We start from the raw sequence: 22,072 nt of genomic DNA on the forward strand, positions 1-22,072 counted from the left end.
GTAAACCTCACATATCTAGGTCTATCTTTTTATATTTTCGCTATCAAACGTGGTTAAAATCGTGGTAAATACTTCTATGCGATTAGACGCTGAACCTCTGATTTTGCGGTATCTATGGACGCATGAGCATACCAGTTCATTGTGATACTGATGTTTGAATGTCCCATGATATACTGTAAATCTTTCGGGTTCATGTTCTTGCTTGCCAGCCTTGTGCAGAACGTATGGCGTAGCGTATGCGGTGTGATATGTGGCAAGGGATTGTCCTTGTGTTGCTTGTTGTATTTCTTTACCATACGGACAAATAAGGCATTGTAATCAATCGCAACTTTGGGCTTGCCTTTATGATTGACAAACAGAAAATTGCTCCGTCCGTCTATCACAAATGGTTCTGCCTTTGGGCGTTTTTTCATAACCCGTTGAAATGCCTGTATTGTTTCTCTGCTTAATGGCACTTGCCTTGTTCCGTTCTTTGTTTTAGGCGTTTCAATATAATAGCCCTGTTCCTTGCTCTTTAATAACTGGTGGTCGATAATCACAACTTCATTCTTGAAATCAATATCGGCTACTGTCAGTCCGCACAGTTCCGAGATACGAAGTCCAGTCTTTAACAGTATCAGCACATCATCATAATACTTATGATACACGTTGTCCGTCTTAATAAATGACAGTAGGGCTTGTTCTTGTTCCTCTGTCAATGCCACTTTCTCTTTGGTATCATTTTCTAGGACTTCACTTAACTTGAAATCAAAAGGGTTCTTCCTTACACAATCGTCTTGTATGGCGATATAGAATGACGCTTTTAACGAGCGTTTATGGTTGTTAATAGTATTGTAGGAAAAGCCTTTCTCTTTCATGCGTAACGCCCATTCCTTAGCGTCAGAGGGTTTTATCGTATCAATGCTCCTAGCACCCAACTTGTCCTCTTTCAATAACCGCATGAGCTGTTCCCGTTGTTTCATTGTGCTTTTCTTCACGTTTGCCCTCTGTTCGTTCTGTTTGGCGTAGAGTTGGCAAAGCGTCATTTTCTTGCCTGTGCTGTCGATACCGTCCTCAATATCCCGTCTTATCTGCTGTTCCAGTTCACGAAGTGAGGTTTTTTCCCGTTTTCCCTTTGGTGTCGGGTCTGTGGGTGTCAATCTCCAAGCATACACATATTTTGTATTTCCAAATGCGTCTACATATTTATACAAGTATTTTCCGTCTGTTCGTTGGCTCTCTCCAGTATGCAGGATACGTCCTTTGTTATCCCGTCTTTTTTCTTTCATGGTGTCTGCTCCTTTCCTTGTTGGAAAGAGCCTTGATATGACTTGTGTTCATCATAACACATACAAGGCTCATTTGCATTAGATTGCGTCCAATTTATCAATAACCTGTTCAAACTGTCGTCGTTTAATCTGTATGCGGTTGCCATTCATAATGAGCCAGCCAGCGTCCTTGTTTTCCTCTGCCAAGCGTCTTAACTTGTTTTCTCCGATACGGAAATACTTTGACGCTTCTTCAATGGTAAGGGTGTATTTTTCCCATACGGGAATATCCTGTGCATTACTCATAAAACACCCCCTCACTTTCAATTACGTCTGCTATGTCCGTACACATTTGTTCCACAAGCATTTCCTGTTTTTCAGAAAGGTGGGTACATTCATCAATCATTTTCATGTAGTTTGAGCCTGTCAGCCTGTCGATTTCCTCTATCATCACGATTGACGGCATGACCTGTCTTTCCAGCCATTGCAGAGTGCGTTCCATATTGACAGGTACGGGGTTCATTTCAAAAGGTAAACTATCATGGGAAATGAATATCTCCCACAGCGGATAGTCGGGAAATTGCACAAAATCAGTAATAAGGTAAAACACCAGCCCATGAGGGTTATACGTCAATAACAGTTCCTCAACTGCCTGTACTGCCTTTTTGTCACGCAGACGAATTTCAAAACGGTTGATAATATCCGTATGTTTCTTTTTAGTTGCCTGTTCCTTTTGTTTTTCATACAGGCAGAAATATTTTGTGCTTGCTTTTGAGCCGATATAAAGGGTGCTTGCTAAATTGCGGTTTTTTCCGCTTAGTTTACCGCCTTGCACATTTTCATAGTTTTTACAGCGACAATCCGCACCGCCATTTTTGTATTTTTCAGATAAAACGGGAATATCCAGCAGACCGCACATATCGTTGATTGCCAAGTCAAAACGTCGGATAACACCGCCACAGTCAAGACAGCGGTTCAAGAATGAATACCAATCCCTGTTCTGTGCCTGTAAAACATATTCCATATTGCGTGAGCCTGCCCCTTTTAATTCCAAAAATACGCCCATGTGTTCATCATCAGAAGCCATAACCTTGATTTCTCCGTAGGCGTAATGCTCTTTATAGCCATAATATCCATAGTCATAATGGATAAAATAATCTGCTTTCATGCCAAGCACCTTTCGGATAATTTCCAATGCGTCAGTCGTTGGAAAACGGACAGACAGATAATCAACGAGCAGATAAAAAGGCTTATCGCAGATATAGTAATTCAGACAACGCAGGATAATATTTTGTGTTTCCTTGCTGGCGTTGGCTTTTCCGTTCTCAAAGCGGTTGATACTATATCTTGATACATGGGTAAGACTTGCAAGTTCTCCTTGTGAAAGACCGCTTGCAAGACGTTTATTCTTCATTTCAAGTGCAAATTCTAAATTGTTCATTGTATTCCTCCAATCCCACAATAGCCTTGAAATACCTGTAAACCACTATTCAAAAGAATGTGAAATTACTATCTTCTTAAAACTCCTCATTACTCCTTACAGCTTTGGGGTTGTATGGTTTTTGACTTGTCTTTTGTGAAATAGTGCCCCCCTGTTAGATAACGGGGGCACAGACAAGGCTCGCAGGCTCGCCAGCCGACAAAGCATTTCTTCCCCTTGACACAAGGTGTCATGGCGGTAAGCCTGAGAGGCTTCCGCCACCGTGTCAGAAATACTTTGTCAGCAAGTTCTGTTTTGCCTTTTCTAACAAGTTCCATTTCAACCGATATTCATATCTACGGATTTAATCAGATAGGTATTTCTTTTTGAATGTTTTTATATTTCATTCTATTGTGCTTATTCGATTACAAGAACATAGTAATTCTTATATGCTTATTTGTCAATATCTTTTTTTGCCTTTACAAATCATATTAAGCATGATAGACTTATAATAGCGAAGATATAACGAGATATGGAGGGTTATGCAATGAAAATAAGCCATTTAGGAAATAATATACAGACCATAAGAAAATTTAGGGGAATGAAACAACAGGAACTTGCGGACAAAATCGGTATCAATATGCAGAGCCTTTCCAAGATTGAAAGAGGGTTGAACTATCCTGCCTATGAAACGCTGGAAAAGATAATGGAAGTGCTGGACGTTACGCCCAATGAATTGTTGTCGGGAGAATGGAAGTATGTCAATCAATCTGAAAAGGAAGTCTGTCAGTTTTTAAGAGCCGAAGAACGTCTAAATGCAGAACTGAAACATGGACACTATGATAACTTCTTTGACAGCGAGGAAGAATGGCTGGAATATGAGTTAGAAAAGTTACGGGAATATATTACAGACTATATCAACGGGAAAAGCATTGAAGCGTCCGACCTTTACCCAATCAAAGAATTTATCCAGCATTTGAAGTTTCAAAAATTATTAGACCGCTATGATGATTTATACAGTATGGATATGTTTGGGGAAAGCATAGAGGGACATAAGTATAAGACACCTTATCAAGTCGTGAAAATGATAAACCCGAACTCAAAAGAAGATATGGAACTGTTACGAGAAGTATTAAGGAATAACAATTTTGATGATGAGGACGAGTAACTTTTTTCCTCTTGCGAGAAGATACAGCAAACAAAAAGCCCGATCAAGAGTGCAAAGCACCACCAATGGTGGCAAAGCTCTTGACAGGGCTTTTTCTTTTCTGTTGTGGGCAATCAAGAGGAAGAAAGGGATAAAATCTGATTTGTGGTAAATCAGGCAAAGGCAACGCAGGTATCTCAATTTGATTTGGTACTTGAAAAGAACGGGAGTAATTGGAAGATTATAGAATAACAAATATTGGTACATTATTACAGCTATTTTGTAATCACGTACTCTCTTTGATAAAAAATTGGAGATTCCTTTACAAATATGCTCTTACGTGCTATTATTTAAGTATCTATTTAAAAGGAGTTAATAAATATGCGGCAAGGTATTCTTAAATAAACTGTCAATTTGATAGTGGGAACAAATAATTGGATGTCCTTTTTTAGGAGGGCTTAGTTTTTTGTACCCAGTTTAAGAATACCTTTATCATGTGATTCTAAAGTATCCGGAGAATATCTGTATGCTTTGTATGCCTATGGTTATGCATAAAAATCCCAGTGATAAGAGTATTTATCACTGGGATTTTTATGCCCTTTTGGGCTTTTGAATGGAGGAAAATCACATGAAAATTATTAATATTGGAGTTTTAGCTCATGTTGATGCGGGAAAAACTACCTTAACAGAAAGCTTATTATATAACAGTGGAGCGATTACAGAATTAGGAAGCGTGGACAAAGGTACAACGAGGACGGATAATACGCTTTTAGAACGTCAGAGAGGAATTACAATTCAGACAGGAATAACCTCTTTTCAGTGGGAAAATACGAAGGTGAACATCATAGACACGCCAGGACATATGGATTTCTTAGCAGAAGTATATCGTTCATTATCAGTTTTAGATGGGGCAATTCTACTGATTTCTGCAAAAGATGGCGTACAAGCACAAACTCGTATATTATTTCATGCACTTAGGAAAATGGGGATTCCCACAATCTTTTTTATCAATAAGATTGACCAAAATGGAATTGATTTATCAACGGTTTATCAGGATATTAAAGAGAAACTTTCTGCCGAAATTGTAATCAAACAGAAGGTAGAACTGTATCCTAATATGTGTGTGACGAACTTTACCGAATCTGAACAATGGGATACGGTAATAGAGGGAAACGATGACCTTTTAGAGAAATATACGTCTGGGAAATTATTGGAAGCATTAGAACTCGAACAAGAGGAAAGCATAAGATTTCATAATTGTTCCCTGTTCCCTGTTTATCACGGAAGTGCAAAAAACAATATAGGGATTGATAACCTTATAGAAGTGATTACGAATAAATTTTATTCATCAACACATCGAGGTCAGTCTGAACTTTGCGGAAAAGTTTTCAAAATTGAGTATTCGGAAAAAAGACAGCGTCTTGCATATATACGTCTTTATAGTGGCGTACTGCATTTGCGAGATTCGGTTAGAATATCGGAAAAGGAAAAAATAAAAATTACAGAAATGTATACTTCAATAAATGGTGAATTATGTAAAATCGATAAGGCTTATTCCGGGGAAATTGTTATTTTGCAAAATGAGTTTTTGAAGTTAAATAGTGTTCTTGGAGATACAAAACTATTGCCACAGAGAAAAAAGATTGAAAATCCGCACCCTCTACTACAAACAACTGTTGAACCGAGTAAACCTGAACAGAGAGAAATGTTGCTTGATGCCCTTTTGGAAATCTCAGATAGTGATCCGCTTCTACGATATTACGTGGATTCTACGACACATGAAATTATACTTTCTTTCTTAGGGAAAGTACAAATGGAAGTGATTAGTGCACTGTTGCAAGAAAAGTATCATGTGGAGATAGAAATAAAAGAGCCTACAGTCATTTATATGGAAAGACCGTTAAAAAAAGCAGAGTATACCATTCACATCGAAGTTCCACCGAATCCTTTCTGGGCTTCCATTGGTCTATCTGTAGCACAGCTTCCATTAGGGAGCGGAGTACAGTATGAGAGCTCGGTTTCTCTTGGATACTTAAATCAATCGTTTCAAAATGCAGTTATGGAGGGGATACGCTATGGCTGTGAACAAGGATTGTATGGTTGGAATGTGACGGACTGTAAAATCTGTTTTAAGTATGGCTTATACTATAGCCCTGTTAGTACCCCAGCAGATTTTCGGATGCTTGCTCCTATTGTATTGGAACAAGTCTTAAAAAAAGCTGGAACAGAATTGTTAGAGCCATATCTTAGTTTTAAAATTTATGCGCCACAGGAATATCTTTCACGAGCATACAACGATGCTCCTAAATATTGTGCGAACATCGTAGACACTCAATTGAAAAATAATGAGGTCATTCTTAGTGGAGAAATCCCTGCTCGGTGTATTCAAGAATATCGTAGTGATTTAACTTTCTTTACAAATGGACGTAGTGTTTGTTTAACAGAGTTAAAAGGGTACCATGTTACTACCGGTGAACCTGTTTGCCAGCCCCGTCGTCCAAATAGTCGGATAGATAAAGTACGATATATGTTCAATAAAATAACTTAGTGTATTTTATGTTGTTATATAAATATGGTTTCTTGTTAAATAAGATGAAATATTTTTTAATAAAGATTTGAATTAAAGTGTAAAGGAGGAGATAGTTATTATAAACTACAAGTGGATATTGTGTCCTGTATGTGGAAATAAAACACGATTAAAGATAAGGGAAGATACTGAATTAAAAAAATTCCCCCTCTATTGTCCGAAATGCAGACAAGAAAATTTAATTGAAATAAAGCAGTTCAAAGTAACTGTGATTACAGAGCCAGACGCAAAGACGCAGAGCCGATAAAATGAGATTAATACAATCTCATTTTATCGGCTCTTTCCGTTATGTATGGATTCTTTTAATTAGTCTTCGATGTTTCTTGCTTCGTTGATACCGCTGGCTAAAGATTCCATTAAGGATAGTTCTTTGTCTGTAAAGCTATCCATGTATTTCTCTATCTGTAATCGTCGGGTGCTTTTTACCAAGTTATTAGCAGGTAAGAAAAATTCATCAACGGAAACATGAAGTAACGATACAAGGTCATAAAGAACTTGTATGCTGGGGTGTTGCCCTTTATTTTCAATATTAGTTAAGTACCGTGGGTCAATTTCAATCAATGCTCCCACTTGTTCACGAGTTAAACCTCGTTTCAATCGAGCTTCTTTAATGGCTAAACCAAAGGCTCTAAAATCATATTTATCTTCTTTTTTACGCATAGTAGACCACCTCTATACATTTTATTGTTCCTACTGAATTAAAAACAGGTATAGAAAAACGTGTTATATGGTTTATAGGTTTATATTTAATAAAAAGCACTACTAAACGCCAATAAAAAAAACCGTTATATGGTAGTGCTATTTACGCTGTTAAAATATTGTATATTACTTCCAAATGGCGGTTTGTTGGAGGTCAACGTCGCCATGAAGTACATCATATACAATAAATTTCCTTACATTGGGTTCTTGTCAAAAAAAGTCGTCTATCTGCAATAGATAAGTACGTCCACCAATGTGGTTTTATAAATCATATAGATAGAATAACAGAAGCATGTAAACAGAGAAATAAATCTGTTTATATGCTTTTTTGGCTATTCAGAACTTTTTTACAAAGTTTATTTATCAGTAATGCAACAAATCCCCCTTTCACATTGGGACTAAGAGTGAAAGGAGATAAACGAGCAAGGCTCACTTCCTTTCCTAGACAGAAAGGGGGTGAGAAACATGAAACCATCTTCTTTTCAGACCACAATAGAAAATCAGTTTGACTATATCTGTAAACGTGCTATGGAAGACGAGCGAAAGAATTATATGCTTTATCTTTCAAGGATTGCAAAGCGTGAGGTGTCCTTTTCGGATGTTGGCGATTATCTTGTTAGCCAGTTTGCGACAACAGATAACTATTCAACTGACTTTCAGATTTTTACACTCAATGGGTTATCAGTAGGCGTTGAAAATGATTTGTTGAGTGAAGCATTACGTGAGTTGCCAGACAAGAAACGTGAAATTCTACTGCTGTTTTACTTATGGGAATTTCGCTATTTTTAGAATTGCCTGCAATAGTTTCCTACTGGGTAGTTACAGTGATGTGCTTTGTGGCTATGGGTGTATCTACTATGTTTGTTGTTCAAATTTACACTCTTGTTCAGACACAAACACCACCGCAATTAGTAGGAAAGATAATGGCTACGCTGGTAGCAGTTGCTATGTGCGGTCAACCTATTGGACAAATGGTTTACGGTATTTTATTCGATGTATTTATACAAGAAACATGGGTTGTTATGTTTGTAGCTTCTATTGCTTCAATCATGATTTCAATATATTCAAAAAGAATTTTTCAAAAGTTAGAGATATAATACAAGGGGTTAAATAGTATGTTAGGCTAAAAACAATATATAAAAGAAAATTTGAAATCTGCTAAAAGGATAGTGTTATAAAAGAAAGAGTAATATTGCAGTATTTAAGGCTCGCACAAATATATGTTTTGTGTGGGCTTTTTTCTTACCATTTTTCTGTATTTCTAAAGGGTATAAACGGTATTCCGTTTATATATTTCAGCATTAGCAGAAAGGGGGTGAGATTATGAGGACATCTTCTTTCGAGCATATCGTCAGATTACAGTTCAATTCTTTAATGCTGATTGTCATTAAGAACAAAGTGAAAAGTCGAAACAGACAGCTTGCAAGACATTCTAAACGTGAAGTATTGTTTTGTGAAATAGCCGAAACGAAACAAGTTGAACGTGGAACGATTGATACCTGTTTTTATGATTGTGTATCATTTAAAGTCTTGCACTTTACAATTTATGTATCTGATGAAACACTTGGTACAGTTTTACATAGACTGTCAGAAAAACAGCGTAGTGCGATTTTATTACGTTATTTTCAAGGAATGAACGACAGAAAAATTTCAGAACTGTACCATGTATCACGTTCTGCTATTTGCAGTAGAAGAACTAGAGGACTAAGGAAGTTAAAAATGCTTTTGAGCGAAGGGAAGTAAAGAAATGAGTAAAGATTATGGCTATCCCTCTTTTGAATTGATTTGCAAAGCGTCAAGCGGAGATGAAATGGCAGTTAAAGAGATTTTGAAGTTTTATGACGGTTATATTTCTAAATTATGCTTGCGTCCTTTTTACCACTCTGAAAGTGGTAAAATCATTATGCAGGTTGATGAAGAACTAAAAGGAGAAATTCATACAGACATGATGAAAGCAATATTGAAATTTGAAATCGGAGTGAAGTAATCAACTGTATAAAAAAATCGGGAGATACACAGTTTCGTGCTATCTCCCTTAGTAGTTTTACGGTCATATCAAGGCTCATTCAATCGTGGTAAATTCGTGGTAAGATGAGTGTTTTTCTATACTTCAAAATGCTTGAATGTATAGTGTTTATGCGGATAATTGAAAATTAGATATAAAATTTCTTTTAAATTACAGTATTCTATGTAATGATTCGACAAATGAAAATGGAGTAGAAATTGGAGATCCAACAGAAACAGCATTGATTAATCTTGGAAGTCGATATGGGATAGAGGCGGCAAGCGTAAGAAAGCTTTATCCAAGAAATGGAGAACTGCCATTTGACAGTGATCGAAAGATGATGTCAACACTTCACCTGATAGATGGTAAAAATCAAATGATTGTAAAAGGTGCAGTCGACAAGCTCCTGGAACGTACAGAGCAAATCTGGACGAAAGAGGGAATTCGAAAAATTACTGAGGAAGATAAAGAAAAAATACAACGTCAAAATCAGGAATTTTCGATGGAAGGTTTAAGAGTACTGGCTTTTACCTATCGTGAAATTCCTGAGAATCACACATTAACGACACAAGATGAGGATCACTTAGTATTTCTTGGTTTGATTGCGATGATGGATCCTCCGAGAGAAGAATCAAAAGCTGCGGTAGCGGAATGTATAAAAGCGGGAATTCGACCGGTTATGATCACCGGAGATCATAAAATTACAGCAGCAGCAATTGCAAAGAGAGTTGGAATATTACATGATTTATCGGAAGCCTGTGAAGGGGCAGATATAGAAAATATGAGTGACGAGGAACTCAAAGAATTTGTCCCAAATATTTCTGTGTATGCAAGAGTGTCACCGGAACATAAAATCCGCATTGTTCGGGCATGGCAGGAAAGAGGAATGATTGTGGCAATGACAGGAGACGGTGTCAATGATGCACCGGCATTAAAGCAGGCAGATATTGGTGTTGCAATGGGAATGACCGGAACGGAAGTTGCGAAAGATGCAGCAGCGATGGTACTTACAGATGATAACTTTGCAACAATCGTAAAAGCAGTGGAAAATGGACGAAACTTATATCAGAATATCAAGTATGCGATACAGTTTCTTTTGTCAGGAAATTTCGGAGCAATTTTAACCGTTCTTTGTTCATCGGTTGCAGGACTTCCGGTGCCATTTGCACCAGTACATTTACTCTTTATTAATCTTTTGACGGATAGTCTTCCGGCAATTGCGTTAGGCTTAGAGCCGGATAGAAGTGAAGTGATGAGTGAAAAACCGAGATTGGCAGATGAGTCGATATTGACAAAAGATTTTCTTAGCAAAATCGGTCTGGAAGGTTTGGTAATTGGAGCAATGACAATGATCAGTTTTTTGACAGGATACAACCAGAATGGTACATTGCTTGGAAACACGTATGCTTTTGGAACTCTTTGTCTGGCACGTTTGTTTCATGGATATAATTGCAAATCAGATCATCCGGTCATTTTTACAAAAGGTCTCTTTCATAACAAGTGGCTTCAGGGAGCATTTGTGTTAGGTGCAGTACTCATTACAACAGTACTGACGGTTCCTGGTTTCCATAACTTATTTAAAGTGGAAACTTTGAATCTGATGCAGCTTGGATGTGTATATTTATATGCTTTTGCAAGCCTTCTGATTATTCAATTACTTAAGTGTATACGTATGAAACTAAGAAAAAGAGGGGAAAGATAGTGGATTTAAGTAGATGTTCTATGAAAAAAATTCGAGAACTGATTGTGTTTACGGCATTTCTTGTAGTTGCTTTGTGGAAATTCGATGTGGTGATTGAAGTGCTGAAGTCAATATGGAAAATTGTGTTTCCTTTTGCGCTTGGTGGTGCAATTGCCTTTGTGATTAATGTACCAATGAGTTTCCTAGAAAAGAAAATGCTCGGAAAGATAAAAGAAAATAATAAAATAGGAAAAAAAGCTGCGAGACCGATAAGCCTGCTTCTTACAATTATATTGGCAGCAGGTGTAATGGTATTGGTAATGTTTGGTGTGATTCCACAGCTTACACAGACCATGGGAAATCTGATGACGAGTATTTCAGATTTTATTCCACAGATGCAAAACTGGATTCGGGAATTTTCACATGATAATCAGGATATTATGAAATTGGTAGATCAGCTGCAGTTTCAGCCTGATCAGGCAATTAAATGGGGAATAAGTCTTCTTGGAAACGGAGCCGGAAATATGATGAATACGACGATGTCAGCAGTAGGTTCCATTGCCAGTGGATTAGCGACCTTTTTTATTTCGTTTTCCTTTGCATGCTATATTCTTTTTCAGAAGGAAAAATTACATTTACAGGTAAGAAAAGTGATTTTCGCTTTTATTCCAAAACAAAAAGCAGATGCAATTCTTAACATATGTTCGCTGACATATCGGACATTTGCAAATTTTCTTGCAGGGCAGTGTCTGGAAGCAGTAATTCTCGGAATGATGTTTGTTATCACGCTAAGTATTTTAAAAATGCCATATGCACTTTTAATTGGAATTTTGATCGCGTTTACCGCATTGGTTCCTATCTTTGGAGCCTTTATTGGCTGTGCCGTGGGAAGTTTTCTGATCTTTATGGTAAATCCAAAACAGGCAGTTTTATTTATTATAGTTTTTCTGCTTTTGCAGCAGATAGAAGGTAATCTGATCTATCCTCATGTGGTTGGCGGATCAGTAGGACTTCCATCAATTTGGGTACTGGCGGCAGTTACAATCGGCGGAAATCTTATGGGAATTATAGGTATGCTGATTTTCATTCCACTTGTATCGGTATTTTATACTATATTCCGGGAGTTCGTATATCTGCGCCTAAAAAAACAACATATAAAACGAGTAACGAGAACGGATGTGGAAGAGTATGCGGAGGAGGAAATTGCGTCATCCTTTATCGTGCCGAATGAAAAATAATGATATGATTCAAATATAAATGAAGTGTAATGCCGATTATTAAGACGTTATAAAAATAGATTACAAAGGAAGAAGATATTATGAAGAAAATAGGAATCATGACAGACAGCCACAGTGGAATTTTGAGCGAAGAAGCGCAGAGACTCGGAATTAAGGTACTACCGATGCCCTTTTATATCGGAGAGAAAGTGTATCGTGAAGGAGTAGATCTTTCCAGAGATGAATTTTATGATATGCTTCGAAAGGGCGTAGATGTATCTACATCTCAGCCGTCACCAACAGAAGTTATGGATATGTGGAAAGAGATGCTGAAAGAATATGAGGAGATTGTTTATATTCCTCTTAGTAGTGCTTTAAGTGGGTCCTGTATGACAGCAGAAGCCATGGCAAATGAAGATGAATTTGCCGGTAAGGTGTTTGTCGTAGATAACGGTCGTGTGGCAACCCCGATGCATCGTTCTGTTCTTGATGCAGTAGAAATGGCAGAAGAAGGATACAGTGTAGTCGAAATCAAGAAAATTCTTGAAGAAACCAGAGAAAAAATGACAATTTATATCGGGCTCAGCACACTGAAATATCTCAAAAAAGGAGGAAGAGTCAGCTCTGTGACAGCTTTGGCAGCAGATGTCCTGAATATCAAACCTGTTATGCATTTCAGCACAGGAAAGCTTGATATCTACCAGAAATGCCGTGGTATGAAGAAATCACGTAAAGTTATGATCGATGCAATGAAGCATGAGCTGGAAACGAATTTCCGAGAAGAATATGCTGCGGGTAAAGTGTACCTGATGGCGGCGTCCAGCAGTACCGATGAAGTGACAGAAGAATGGGTAAACCAGATTAAAGAAAGTTTCCCGGGAATGGAAGTCATGTGTGATAAACTTTCCTTCGGTTTGTCCTGTCATATCGGTCCGGATGGACTGGGAATCGGATGCACCTGTAAGCCAGTGTAAAAAACTGCTCCGGAGAAGATAAAATAAAAGATTAGGGTGTCAAAAGGTTTATAGCCTTTGATATAAATTTGTACCTTGAAAACTTAACACGATATGTAAAAACATTGGATTCTTTGGTAAAATGTAGGTAGCATTTTATGAGGTGATCTATATGTCTTTTGTTAAAAATGATAATCAACAGCTTACTGTTTTAGACAGTACTTTTAATCTTACAGAACGCGAAAAACGAATGTTAGAAAAATCATGGGCAAATACTTTTGCAGACAAAGTTTTTCCTGCTATTGATGAAAATATTTTTTCTGTTCTTTACAGTAAAAAAGCATCCAGACCTAATACTCCGGTCAATGTGATTGTTGGGGCACTGATTCTTAAAGAAGCTCTTAATGTTACTGACGATGAGATCGTTGAAGCTATGGCATTTGATATCCGCTATCAGTATGCACTGCACACAACCAGTTTTGAAGAGCAGCCAATTAGTGACAGAACCCTCAGCAGGTTTAGAGCAAGAGGAAACAGAGCATGATGTTGATCGTATTCATGAATGTGTTGTAAAAATGGCAAAAGAAATATCTGATTTTATGGATATCACTCTGGATAAACAACGTATGGACAGTTTAATGGTTGCTGCAAATATCAGAAACCTCTCATTGCTTGAATTGTTTTATACTTGTGTTGCTAATCTTTGCAAAATAATGGATGAGCGTGGAACAAAAATTCCGGATGAACAATATCATTATATTAAAAAAGATGATTATAATAAATGCATTTATCACAAGCGGGATATGGATGCAACTGAGAGAAACGTTGTTGTGATGAAAGATGCAGATATCTTGATAAAGATTTGTGATTCAACCGGTGATTTTGATGATACAAGTGAATATCAGCTTCTTATTCGCCTATTAAAGGAACGCACAATCATTGATGATGGTGGCTCAAGGCGGCTTCGACAAAAAAGAGGAAGTTGAAAATCCTTCAGAAGTATTGCTTAATCCTTCTGATCCAGAAGCCACTTTCCGCTATAAAGCAGGTGGCAGACATCTTGGATACGTTGGAAACGTAGTTGAAGCTGTCGGAGAAAAAAGCAGTCTGGTCATTGTCTACGATTACCAGCAAAATACTTACGCAGATAATCAGTTTATGAAAGATTATCTTAATGAGAAAAAAGATTTTTCTGATGGTTCTTTTATTGTTGCCGATGGGGCATACAGCGGAGAAGAGAACTCACGTTTAGCATCTGAACATAATCTAAAACTTGTTACAACCAATTTCACAGGACGCAAACCAGATGAAATATATGCTGATTTTGTTTTTACTGATGATGGAAAATATCTCATCAAATGTAAGAATAATCGTGTACCTGAAGACTGTATCTATGATCCAGGCAATGAGCGTTCCGTTGCGTATTTTCGGATAAGTGACTGCGAAGGATGTCCTTACAAAGAACGGTGTCAGTCGCGTTTTCTAAAAACACGAGTCCGAAAGGAAGTATCTTGGAAATCCGTTGGTCGTGCAAAACAATTACAGTACATGCAGACGGAAGAATTTTCTGAATATGCAAAATTTAGAAATGGAGTAGAAGCAATTCCCTCTCTTCTTCGTCGAAGATATCATGTGGACAAGATACCTGTGCATGGCAAAAAACGTACCCGGTTATTCTTCGGATTTAAAATAGCAGCATTAGATTTTCAAAAGCTATTAGATTATAAAAAAGCATTATATTTTCCAAAAAGCTGGTCGATAGAATCCAGGAGGCCTGCAAGATCTCCAATTAGTTTCGTGGCTGAAAGAAACAGATTGTGAGATGGCTGCCATGGAAAGTACGGGCTCTTATTGGAAACCTGTATATAATATATTTGAAGAAGAACAGATACCGATCATGGTTGTGAATGCGCAGCATATCAAAGGAGTTCCCGGACGTAAGACGGATGTAAAAGATGCAGAGTGGATTGCCGATCTGGTACGCCATGGATTAGTAAAAGCAAGTTACATACCAAATAGGGATATTATATGGTTCCAAATTACACCGATGGTATCAGATCTGTTGATTGGTTTGTGCGCTATAATGATGGTCATATCGGTCGCTCTGTATATTATCCAGAATACCAGGACGCTTAAGGGAGAGACTGTATAAGCAATTTTATATTGCAATGACTAGAAAAATATTTAGGAGAAGATAGATATAAACAGTAAGTCAAACACACAAACTATGGAGTCTTTAGTCGCTTTAATAAAATTTTAGATAGAAAATAAATCATTCAATGTCATTTAGATAAGGTTTTTTATGACAAAAAGACAGATTGCTTATCTGCCTTATAATGCAGTATAATGGTAACGAGATTTATGCAACCCGATACATGAAATCCCTATTTCTCTTTGGACGGAGGTGGATAGGATATTTTCGATTGTACTTGACAGGTGTCAGATACTTTTGTATGAGAAGCATGGACTCTGTTTCGTTACCATCGTGTTTGAGATATGCCCTGCATATGTTTACTGCATTTGAAACGGATTTACTCTGCATCTGGAGCATAAACTGAATATACTCGCGGAAAGAAAGTTTGCGGTTCCTGGTAAAATCACTTTCCGGATTACGGCAGAACATGGAGTGAATTTCATCGAGTTCTGTGATGCAGTTGTCGAGTGTGGATTTTAAATTAGATAAGAAAAAATCAGCCATAATGAGCCTCCTTGAAATATGTTTATAATCAAGGCTTGCGCAACATATATTGGCTTACTTGTCAACTGTTTTTTGTAATATTTTTAAAGTTTTTAGGTATAAAAACAGTGGCTTTCTATGACAGAAAACCACTAAAATGATGCTTAACTGAATGGCATTGCTTTATCACCACTTTGAAAATGGTTGTTTTATGGCGGATAGTCAGACAGTTTTGGATATAAGAGATGATCTGGGAGCAACCATGAATGAATGCAGGGAAGTGACCGAAAAGTACCGCACAGGACGGAGTGCATATTTACGGCTCGAACAGTTGTTTATGCGATTGTTTGCAGGATTATTATAGCAGAAAGAAGAGGTGTTCGATATGTGTACAGCAGCAACTTACAAAACAAAAGATTTTTATATGGGCAGAACGCTTGATTATGAATTTTCCTATGGGGAACAGATCACGATAACGCCAAGAAATTACGAATTTGATTTCCGGTTTGCCGGGAAGATAAAAAGCCATTATGCTTTGATCGGAATGGCATTTGTTGCAGGAGGTTATCCGCTTTATTATGATGCTGTTAATGAAAAAGGCCTTGGAATGGCAGGTCTTAATTTTGTCGGCAATGCGGCATATGAAGAGGCTTTGCCGGAAGATGAAACAGAAGTCAGCCAGGTGGCACAGTTCGAGTTCATCCCATGGATCCTTACACAGTGTGCTACTGTAGCAGAGGCGAGAGAGAAGCTGGCAGCAATGAGACTGACAGGCACAGCATTCAGTGAACAGCTGCCGACAGCACAGCTTCACTGGATCATTGCAGACAAAGACGCCTGTATCGTTGTTGAGTCTATGAAGGATGGGCTGCATGTATATGATAATCCGGTAGGAGTGCTTACCAATAATCCACCATTCCTGGGTCAGATGTTTGCACTGAATAATTATGCCGGAGTATCCAGAAAACAGCCGGAGAGTACTTTTGCAGGAGTATTACAGCTTGATGCATATAGCAGAGGAATGGGTGGAATGGGAATACCTGGAGATCTTTCCAGCCAGTCAAGATTTGTGAAAGTTGCCTTTACAAAATTAAATTCGATCTCCGGTGAAGAAGAGGGTGAGAGTGTAAGCCAGTTCTTCCATATCTTAGGATCTGTAGATCAGCAGCGTGGATGTTGTGAGGTGACAGAAGGCAAATATGAGATCACGATATACACGTCCTGTTGTAATACAGCAAAAGGTATTTATTATTATACGACTTATGATAATCATCAGATCACAGCGGTTGACATGCATGCGGAAAATCTGGATTCAGATCAGCTGATCTGTTATCCGCTTCTGTCCAAGGGCGAAGTCAGATGGCAGAATAAATAATACGAAAATGCACGGAGAAAGCATATCGCAGAACAACAGGAGGAAAGACCATGAAAGAAGTTAAAACACCGAAAAAACCACTGGCATATTATTATGGGATTGTGTTAATAGTGCTGATTGTATTTAATCTGGTTGTCGCACCAATCCTTATGGAGCATCAGGTAAAGGAAACGGATTATGGAACTTTTATGAGCATGATCGAGAAGAAGAATATCGGTGAAGTAGAAGTTAAGGACAATCAGATCATCTTTACAGATAAAGATCAAAAAAATATTTATAAAACAGGTCTGATGAACGATCCGAACCTGACGGACAGGCTATATGAATGTGGAGCAGTATTCGCAAAAGATATCGATAAGCAGATGTCACCGATCATCAGCTTCCTGCTGACCGGGGTTTTGCCATTGATCCTTTTTATCGCACTGGGAAATTATATGGCGAAGAAACTGATGGAGCATGCCGGAGGAAAAAATTCGATGGCTTTTGGAATGGGAAAAAGCAATGCGAAGATTTATGTGCAATCCAGTGAGGGAATCCGTTTTTCAGACGTTGCAGGAGAAGATGAGGCGAAAGAAAACCTTTCAGAGATCGTTGATTATCTTCACAATCCGAAGAAGTATACCGATGTAGGTGCGTCTATGCCAAAAGGTGTCCTTCTTGTAGGACCTCCGGGAACTGGTAAAACAATGCTTGCAAAAGCAGTTGCGGGTGAATCAAATGTACCATTTTTCTCAATGTCCGGATCAGAATTCGTAGAGATGTTTGTCGGTATGGGAGCTTCCAAGGTTCGAGATCTTTTCAAACAGGCAAAGGAAAAGGCACCATGTATCGTGTTTATTGATGAAATTGATGCCATTGGTAAAAAGCGTGACGGACAAATGGGCGGAAATGATGAGAGGGAGCAGACCTTAAATCAGCTTCTTACAGAGATGGATGGATTTGAAGGAAATAATGGTGTCATCATTCTTGCTGCAACGAACCGTCCGGAGTCGTTAGATCCGGCACTTACACGTCCGGGACGTTTTGACAGGCGTGTGCCGGTTGAACTGCCGGATCTTGCAGGCCGTGAAGCAATTTTAAAGGTTCATGCAAAGAAGATAAAAGCATCTGATGATGTTGACCTGCATACGATTGCACGTATGGCATCCGGTGCATCCGGTGCGGAGCTTGCCAATATTATAAATGAAGCAGCATTACGTGCTGTCCGTAGTGGAAGAACCGTTGTAAATGAATCTGATCTCGAAGAAAGTATAGAAGTGGTTATTGCAGGATATCAGAAGAAGAATGCGGTTCTTTCAGATCAGGAGAAGAAGGTTGTTGCATATCATGAGATAGGACACGCTCTGGTAGCTGCATTGCAGAGTCATTCAGCACCGGTCCAGAAGATTACGATCATCCCGCGTACCTCAGGTGCACTCGGCTACACTATGCAGGTTGAGCAGGGTGATAAATATCTGATGACGAAAAAAGAACTTGAGAATAAGATTGTTACATTTACAGGCGGACGTGCGGCAGAGGAGATCGTATTTGGTGAGATCACGACAGGAGCCTCCAATGATATCGAACAGGCAACAAAAATTGCAAGAGCGATGATCACCCGCTACGGCATGACAGATGAATTCGACATGGTGGCAATGGAAACCGTGACCAACCAGTATCTTGGCGGCGATACGTCTCTTTCCTGTTCCACAGATACCCAGAAGGAAATTGATGAAAAAGTCGTGCAGCTCGTAAAAGCAGAGCATGAAAAAGCAAGAAAAATCCTTTCCGAAAACAGGGAAAAACTGGACGAATTGGCTATGTACCTGTATGAGAAGGAAACAATTACAGGTGACGAATTTATGGATATTTTAGACAGAAAATAATGTAGTTAATTAGATAATCAATGTCATTTAGATAAGGTTTTTTATGATGAAAACAGCATATCATATGCGTTCATGCATTGAAAATACTGTTCAGTTAAGAAATGCTGTATTTTTTGTGTATGACAAAAAGACAGATTGCATATCTGCCTCATAACGCAGTATAATGGTAACGAGATTTATGCAACCCGATACATGAAATCCCTATTTCTCTTTGGACTGAGGTGGATAGGATATTTTCGATTGTACCTGACAGGTGTCAGATACTTTTGTATGAGAAGCATGGTCTCTGTTTCATCACCGCCGTGTTTGAGATATGCCCTGCATATGTTTACTGCGGTGGCGAAATTAATTTTATAGACGTGTTTGGTATTTTTAGATGTTTTTACCACAATAAAACAGATTAGATGGAAAGGGAAGAGGCACCGTTACATAGGTACCTCTTCTTTTTAAAGAGTTGGCTCTTTCTCTGATACAGGAATTTGTATCTCCGGAGCATTGAGCAGTGCTGTGAAATTCTGCTGAATGATTTCCAGAGTTTTCAGCTTTTTCTGTAATTCTTGTTTTTCCCGAACAGTAGTAGTCTGTTCAGATTCAAGATTTTCTATACGCTTCTGAATTTTATTAAAGCTTGGTATTTTGGTAACACCGAGATCCTGAAGCTCTTTTTTTAGTGAATCGTGCAGTTGGTATTCTGCTTGATGTTTGGTCCGGTATGCTTTCGGATTTTTAGCAGATTTGCAATCTTCAATCACTTTTCGGCAGAGCCGATAAGAATCACAGTGTTTTTGAATGATTTTCTGTGTGCTCAGATCACTGTTGATTTGTGCTATTCTTTGGTCGGCAACTTTCACAGAAGCTTCAATGTCAGATACATGCTGCCTGAAATCTTCATAATTCAACAGGTTATTTTCGGAAAGATAGTTGAAGGTGCGGGCTGCCTCTTTTAGATTATTTATTTTTGCCCAATGTTCAAATCCTTCTCGATTGCCGGTTGTAACATACGTGGAGATATTGATATACAGGCGAGCTTCTCTGGACAGATGCTTTGGAGTTTTCACTTTGTTACGATTTTTAGCCAAGCGGATGCGGACATTTTCTTCTGAATAATAGCTTCCGAGAGATTTCATATAAGTGAAATTCTTCTGCTCCGGTGCACGGAAGGACAGATGTTTTCCTTGGCGGACTTCATATCCGGCTAACTGCATTTTTTGTAGAAATTCCTCATAATTAATGGAAGTCCAGATTGCCTTATCAACTGCAACACGTAGCTTGGTTTTCCAACTGGTGCCACGATGATATTCCATGTTCTCTTTATAGCTTTTTCCTTTTTCTCCGGTTGGCATACTAGTGGAAAGTCCATTTTCCTGGCAGATGCGATTACTGATCCGGCAGATTTTATGGTAGCTCCGCTTATTGGAAACATACTTGTGATGATCAACAAAACTTGCTGCATTAAAGATGATGTGGTTATGGATATGATTTTTATCAACATGGGTGCTGATCACATATTCATATTTTCCTTTCAGTACTTCGTTTGCAAATTGTTGTCCTAAGCGATGGGCGATTTCTGCATCTGTTTCACCAGGCTTAAAGGACTGAATCAGATGAAATGCCAGATTATCACCTTTATCCATTCCGTTCTTTTTTGTCTGTTCTCTCGTCATGGCAAATTCCAGATCAGCTGTTTCAGGAGAACAGCCAAAACTAGAAATCAATAGTTTTTCATCAGTCTTATCAGGATTGGTAATGTAGTCCAGAGCTTTTTTGTCCGTTACTTTGATTGGGAAGATCTTAATATATGCCATATCTCTTTTACCATCTCTTTCAGTTCTTGCATTTCTTCCGGATACAGATCTCCGGTGGTATTCACTTTCTTCGCAATCTGGTTGATATTTACGCCAATCTTGTGCATTTCCTCATACTGTTTCTTCAGTGGAGTGGTATCGGTGTTGACGATGTAACCGTCGATTGCCATTTTCCGCAGATAAGCTCCCATGTTTTTGGTCTTTGATTCTATCATCTTCCTGCGGATCAGCTTCCGCTCTTCATCTGTGACATAAAAATGAATTTCTTTGTTTCGTTTTCTTTCAGCCATTGGTAATTTCTCCTTTCTGAGAGGGCAGTAGTATCGCTGCTTTCAGCGTTTTTCAATTTAGGGCAGGGTACCCTAAATTGGGATTTTCCGGAAGTGTATCCTCACTTCCTGTCCTTGCTGTTTTACCCCTCTATTAGTTAAAGTCAGGAGAACCGGGAAAATGCAAAAGAATTTGGCAGGTAGTACGGGATACGAAAATGTGGTATGATTATGGGCAGGATATCAGAAGAATCAGGAGTTGAATAGATTGTGAAGAAAGAAGAAATTTTTGAATATGTGCAGAAACAGTATGGCACAATGCCGGAATATTTATGGAGTAAACTACCGGACAGTGCAGTACTTCGACATAAAAATGGGAAATGGTATGCAGTGATCATGACGGTTGAAAAATCGAAACTGAGATTAGAAGGAAAAGATCCGGTTGATATTATGAACGTAAAGTGTGATCCGGACATGACGAATATGATTATTCAGACTTATGGATTTTTACCTGGATACAATATGAACAAGCAACACTGGATCACGATTTTACTGGATGGTTCGGTCAGTGAAGCAAAGATACTGGATTTTTTGGATATGAGTTATGACCTGATTGATGGAGCAGACAGAAAGGAAAACAAATGAGAAAAGCAATCGTATATGCATCTGTACATCATAGAAATACAGAAAAATTAGTAATGGGCGTAACAGAAGAGTGCCAGGTTGATTTAATTGATGCTGTAAAACAGCCAGATGCAGTTCTGAGCAGTTATGATATGATTGGGTTTGCATCAGGAATCTATTTTTCAAAATTTCATCAGTCGATATTGAGATTTGCAGAAAAGAATCTACCGGACGACAAAAGGGTATTTCTGATCTGTACTTATGGTGGAAGTGCGAATTATAAATCCATAGAGCAGATTTTGGATAAAAAACATGCCAGTGTGGTTGGAAAATTTGGTTGTAAAGGGTATGACACATTCGGACCATTTAAACTGGTTGGAGGTATTGCTAAAGACCATCCTAATGAAGAAGATATGAAAAACGCAGTGGACTTTGTAAAAGGATTACACTAATTTTTGAGCAAAAGGAAAACCGGGGATTTTACTCCTCGGTTTTCTGGCT

The 22,072-nt window shown here is 38.3% G+C and carries 24 protein-coding genes and 3 pseudogenes; 20 read left to right on the forward strand and 7 right to left on the reverse strand.

Annotated elements, in window-relative coordinates:
• Positions 1-74: 74 nt before the first annotated feature.
• The 3 genes from WKT17_RS02190 to WKT17_RS02200 form a co-directional block, all read right to left on the reverse strand.
• Positions 75-1,268 (reverse strand): site-specific integrase, encoded by a 1,194-nt coding sequence (locus tag WKT17_RS02190; RefSeq protein ID WP_010727153.1) that lies wholly within the window; start codon positions 1,266-1,268, stop codon positions 75-77.
• Positions 1,269-1,346: 78 nt separating this feature from the next.
• The gene (locus tag WKT17_RS02195; RefSeq protein ID WP_002341493.1) at positions 1,347-1,553 is read right to left on the reverse strand and encodes an excisionase; all 207 of its coding nucleotides are present in this window, start codon (positions 1,551-1,553) and stop codon (positions 1,347-1,349) included.
• The gene (locus WKT17_RS02200) at positions 1,546-2,688 is read right to left on the reverse strand and encodes an XRE family transcriptional regulator (protein WP_010727154.1); all 1,143 of its coding nucleotides are present in this window, start codon (positions 2,686-2,688) and stop codon (positions 1,546-1,548) included. The genes WKT17_RS02195 and WKT17_RS02200 overlap by 8 nt, the downstream gene beginning before the upstream one ends.
• A gap of 526 nt (positions 2,689-3,214) precedes the next feature.
• Between WKT17_RS02200 and WKT17_RS02205 the strand changes: the two genes are divergently transcribed.
• The 4 genes from WKT17_RS02205 (at position 3,215) to WKT17_RS02220 (ending at position 6,648) form a co-directional block, all read left to right on the forward strand.
• A complete protein-coding gene (locus tag WKT17_RS02205; RefSeq protein WP_010727155.1) occupies positions 3,215-3,835 on the forward strand; it encodes a helix-turn-helix domain-containing protein in 621 nt (206 codons plus the stop codon).
• A gap of 514 nt (positions 3,836-4,349) precedes the next feature.
• Positions 4,350-4,427, forward strand: coding sequence for a tetracycline resistance determinant leader peptide (locus WKT17_RS02210; protein ID WP_078372222.1), 78 nt, complete (start codon positions 4,350-4,352; stop codon positions 4,425-4,427).
• A gap of 15 nt (positions 4,428-4,442) precedes the next feature.
• Positions 4,443-6,362, forward strand: a complete 1,920-nt coding sequence (tet(M), locus tag WKT17_RS02215; protein ID WP_021382096.1) for a tetracycline resistance ribosomal protection protein Tet(M) — start codon at positions 4,443-4,445, stop codon at positions 6,360-6,362.
• 97 nt (positions 6,363-6,459) lie between these two features.
• Positions 6,460-6,648 carry a cysteine-rich KTR domain-containing protein gene (locus WKT17_RS02220; protein ID WP_012962334.1) on the forward strand — a complete coding sequence of 63 codons (189 nt, stop codon included), beginning with the start codon at positions 6,460-6,462 and terminating at the stop codon, positions 6,646-6,648.
• A 59-nt stretch (positions 6,649-6,707) separates the two neighbouring features.
• Here WKT17_RS02220 and WKT17_RS02225 read toward each other — a convergent pair whose 3' ends face one another.
• Positions 6,708-7,061: a helix-turn-helix transcriptional regulator gene (locus tag WKT17_RS02225; protein WP_001227347.1), complete on the reverse strand. Its 354-nt coding sequence runs from the start codon at positions 7,059-7,061 to the stop codon at positions 6,708-6,710.
• A gap of 504 nt (positions 7,062-7,565) precedes the next feature.
• On the opposite strand from WKT17_RS02225, the gene WKT17_RS02230 reads away from it, so the two are divergent.
• From WKT17_RS02230 to WKT17_RS16285, 11 genes and pseudogenes are all read left to right on the forward strand, one after another.
• Positions 7,566-7,889 carry a hypothetical protein gene (locus tag WKT17_RS02230; protein WP_010727157.1) on the forward strand — a complete coding sequence of 108 codons (324 nt, stop codon included), beginning with the start codon at positions 7,566-7,568 and terminating at the stop codon, positions 7,887-7,889.
• Positions 7,850-8,197 (forward strand): annotated as a pseudogene (mef(H), locus tag WKT17_RS02235) (macrolide efflux MFS transporter Mef(H)); the annotation flags it as partial. The gene WKT17_RS02230 and the pseudogene mef(H), both read left to right, overlap by 40 nt.
• Before the next feature lie 226 nt (positions 8,198-8,423).
• Positions 8,424-8,843: a sigma factor-like helix-turn-helix DNA-binding protein gene (locus WKT17_RS02240; protein WP_010727158.1), complete on the forward strand. Its 420-nt coding sequence runs from the start codon at positions 8,424-8,426 to the stop codon at positions 8,841-8,843.
• 4 nt (positions 8,844-8,847) lie between these two features.
• On the forward strand, positions 8,848-9,087 hold the full coding sequence (locus WKT17_RS02245; RefSeq protein ID WP_008788617.1) for a helix-turn-helix domain-containing protein: 240 nt from the start codon (positions 8,848-8,850) through the stop codon (positions 9,085-9,087).
• Between the two features lie 175 nt (positions 9,088-9,262).
• A pseudogene (locus WKT17_RS02250) lies at positions 9,263-10,807 on the forward strand (cation-translocating P-type ATPase); the annotation flags it as partial.
• A complete protein-coding gene (locus WKT17_RS02255; protein ID WP_243426649.1) occupies positions 10,807-12,024 on the forward strand; it encodes an AI-2E family transporter in 1,218 nt (405 codons plus the stop codon). The pseudogene WKT17_RS02250 and the gene WKT17_RS02255, both read left to right, overlap by 1 nt.
• Positions 12,025-12,104: 80 nt before the next feature.
• Complete coding sequence (locus WKT17_RS02260) at positions 12,105-12,977, forward strand: DegV family protein (RefSeq protein ID WP_005360251.1); 873 nt, start codon at positions 12,105-12,107, stop codon at positions 12,975-12,977.
• 151 nt (positions 12,978-13,128) lie between these two features.
• A complete protein-coding gene (locus tag WKT17_RS02265) occupies positions 13,129-13,500 on the forward strand; it encodes a transposase (protein WP_005360252.1) in 372 nt (123 codons plus the stop codon).
• A complete protein-coding gene (locus WKT17_RS02270) occupies positions 13,454-13,942 on the forward strand; it encodes a hypothetical protein (RefSeq protein WP_340271824.1) in 489 nt (162 codons plus the stop codon). Before WKT17_RS02265 ends, WKT17_RS02270 begins: the two co-directional genes overlap by 47 nt.
• On the forward strand, positions 13,899-14,777 hold the full coding sequence (locus WKT17_RS02275) for a transposase (RefSeq protein ID WP_008370190.1): 879 nt from the start codon (positions 13,899-13,901) through the stop codon (positions 14,775-14,777). Before WKT17_RS02270 ends, WKT17_RS02275 begins: the two co-directional genes overlap by 44 nt.
• Positions 14,778-14,787: 10 nt before the next feature.
• Complete coding sequence (locus WKT17_RS16285; RefSeq protein WP_379692550.1) at positions 14,788-15,108, forward strand: IS110 family transposase; 321 nt, start codon at positions 14,788-14,790, stop codon at positions 15,106-15,108.
• A 207-nt stretch (positions 15,109-15,315) separates the two neighbouring features.
• Here WKT17_RS16285 and WKT17_RS02290 read toward each other — a convergent pair whose 3' ends face one another.
• A complete protein-coding gene (locus tag WKT17_RS02290; protein WP_007887600.1) occupies positions 15,316-15,654 on the reverse strand; it encodes a hypothetical protein in 339 nt (112 codons plus the stop codon).
• Between the two features lie 160 nt (positions 15,655-15,814).
• Here WKT17_RS02290 and WKT17_RS02295 point away from each other — a divergent pair.
• From WKT17_RS02295 to ftsH, 3 genes and pseudogenes are all read left to right on the forward strand, one after another.
• Positions 15,815-15,997 (forward strand): annotated as a pseudogene (locus WKT17_RS02295) (hypothetical protein); the annotation flags it as partial.
• Positions 15,998-16,018: 21 nt separating this feature from the next.
• Positions 16,019-17,008 (forward strand): choloylglycine hydrolase, encoded by a 990-nt coding sequence (gene bsh / locus WKT17_RS02300; RefSeq protein WP_005360258.1) that lies wholly within the window; start codon positions 16,019-16,021, stop codon positions 17,006-17,008.
• Positions 17,009-17,058: 50 nt separating this feature from the next.
• Positions 17,059-18,873 (forward strand): ATP-dependent zinc metalloprotease FtsH, encoded by a 1,815-nt coding sequence (gene ftsH, locus WKT17_RS02305; RefSeq protein WP_204576073.1) that lies wholly within the window; start codon positions 17,059-17,061, stop codon positions 18,871-18,873.
• A 446-nt stretch (positions 18,874-19,319) separates the two neighbouring features.
• Here ftsH and WKT17_RS02310 read toward each other — a convergent pair whose 3' ends face one another.
• Positions 19,320-20,678 (reverse strand): relaxase/mobilization nuclease domain-containing protein, encoded by a 1,359-nt coding sequence (locus WKT17_RS02310; protein ID WP_121056866.1) that lies wholly within the window; start codon positions 20,676-20,678, stop codon positions 19,320-19,322.
• Positions 20,645-20,968 carry a MobC family plasmid mobilization relaxosome protein gene (locus WKT17_RS02315; RefSeq protein ID WP_117594111.1) on the reverse strand — a complete coding sequence of 108 codons (324 nt, stop codon included), beginning with the start codon at positions 20,966-20,968 and terminating at the stop codon, positions 20,645-20,647. Before WKT17_RS02315 ends, WKT17_RS02310 begins: the two co-directional genes overlap by 34 nt.
• Before the next feature lie 249 nt (positions 20,969-21,217).
• On the opposite strand from WKT17_RS02315, the gene WKT17_RS02320 reads away from it, so the two are divergent.
• Both WKT17_RS02320 and WKT17_RS02325 read left to right on the forward strand, forming a co-directional pair.
• Positions 21,218-21,592: an MmcQ/YjbR family DNA-binding protein gene (locus WKT17_RS02320; RefSeq protein WP_117594109.1), complete on the forward strand. Its 375-nt coding sequence runs from the start codon at positions 21,218-21,220 to the stop codon at positions 21,590-21,592.
• Positions 21,589-22,023 carry a flavodoxin family protein gene (locus WKT17_RS02325; RefSeq protein WP_117594107.1) on the forward strand — a complete coding sequence of 145 codons (435 nt, stop codon included), beginning with the start codon at positions 21,589-21,591 and terminating at the stop codon, positions 22,021-22,023. The genes WKT17_RS02320 and WKT17_RS02325 overlap by 4 nt, the downstream gene beginning before the upstream one ends.
• Positions 22,024-22,072: the final 49 nt, after the last annotated feature.

The sequence above is a fragment of the Blautia sp. HCN-20427 genome (genome assembly GCF_037890365.1).
Classification (GTDB): Bacteria; Bacillota; Clostridia; order Lachnospirales; family Lachnospiraceae; genus Blautia.

Coding starts and splice junctions, on each gene's coding strand:
- WKT17_RS02190 (WP_010727153.1), bottom strand. CDS start 1,268: ATGAAAGAAAAAAGACGGGATAACAAAGGACGTATCCTGCATACTGGA.
- WKT17_RS02195 (WP_002341493.1), bottom strand. CDS start 1,553: ATGAGTAATGCACAGGATATTCCCGTATGGGAAAAATACACCCTTACC.
- WKT17_RS02200 (WP_010727154.1), bottom strand. CDS start 2,688: ATGAACAATTTAGAATTTGCACTTGAAATGAAGAATAAACGTCTTGCA.
- WKT17_RS02205 (WP_010727155.1), top strand. CDS start 3,215: ATGAAAATAAGCCATTTAGGAAATAATATACAGACCATAAGAAAATTT.
- WKT17_RS02210 (WP_078372222.1), top strand. CDS start 4,350: ATGCCTATGGTTATGCATAAAAATCCCAGTGATAAGAGTATTTATCAC.
- WKT17_RS02225 (WP_001227347.1), bottom strand. CDS start 7,061: ATGCGTAAAAAAGAAGATAAATATGATTTTAGAGCCTTTGGTTTAGCC.
- WKT17_RS02230 (WP_010727157.1), top strand. CDS start 7,566: ATGAAACCATCTTCTTTTCAGACCACAATAGAAAATCAGTTTGACTAT.
- WKT17_RS02240 (WP_010727158.1), top strand. CDS start 8,424: ATGAGGACATCTTCTTTCGAGCATATCGTCAGATTACAGTTCAATTCT.
- WKT17_RS02245 (WP_008788617.1), top strand. CDS start 8,848: ATGAGTAAAGATTATGGCTATCCCTCTTTTGAATTGATTTGCAAAGCG.
- WKT17_RS02260 (WP_005360251.1), top strand. CDS start 12,105: ATGAAGAAAATAGGAATCATGACAGACAGCCACAGTGGAATTTTGAGC.
- WKT17_RS02265 (WP_005360252.1), top strand. CDS start 13,129: ATGTCTTTTGTTAAAAATGATAATCAACAGCTTACTGTTTTAGACAGT.
- WKT17_RS02275 (WP_008370190.1), top strand. CDS start 13,899: ATGATGGTGGCTCAAGGCGGCTTCGACAAAAAAGAGGAAGTTGAAAAT.
- WKT17_RS16285 (WP_379692550.1), top strand. CDS start 14,788: ATGGAAAGTACGGGCTCTTATTGGAAACCTGTATATAATATATTTGAA.
- WKT17_RS02290 (WP_007887600.1), bottom strand. CDS start 15,654: ATGGCTGATTTTTTCTTATCTAATTTAAAATCCACACTCGACAACTGC.
- bsh (WP_005360258.1), top strand. CDS start 16,019: ATGTGTACAGCAGCAACTTACAAAACAAAAGATTTTTATATGGGCAGA.
- ftsH (WP_204576073.1), top strand. CDS start 17,059: ATGAAAGAAGTTAAAACACCGAAAAAACCACTGGCATATTATTATGGG.
- WKT17_RS02310 (WP_121056866.1), bottom strand. CDS start 20,678: ATGGCATATATTAAGATCTTCCCAATCAAAGTAACGGACAAAAAAGCT.
- WKT17_RS02315 (WP_117594111.1), bottom strand. CDS start 20,968: ATGGCTGAAAGAAAACGAAACAAAGAAATTCATTTTTATGTCACAGAT.
- WKT17_RS02325 (WP_117594107.1), top strand. CDS start 21,589: ATGAGAAAAGCAATCGTATATGCATCTGTACATCATAGAAATACAGAA.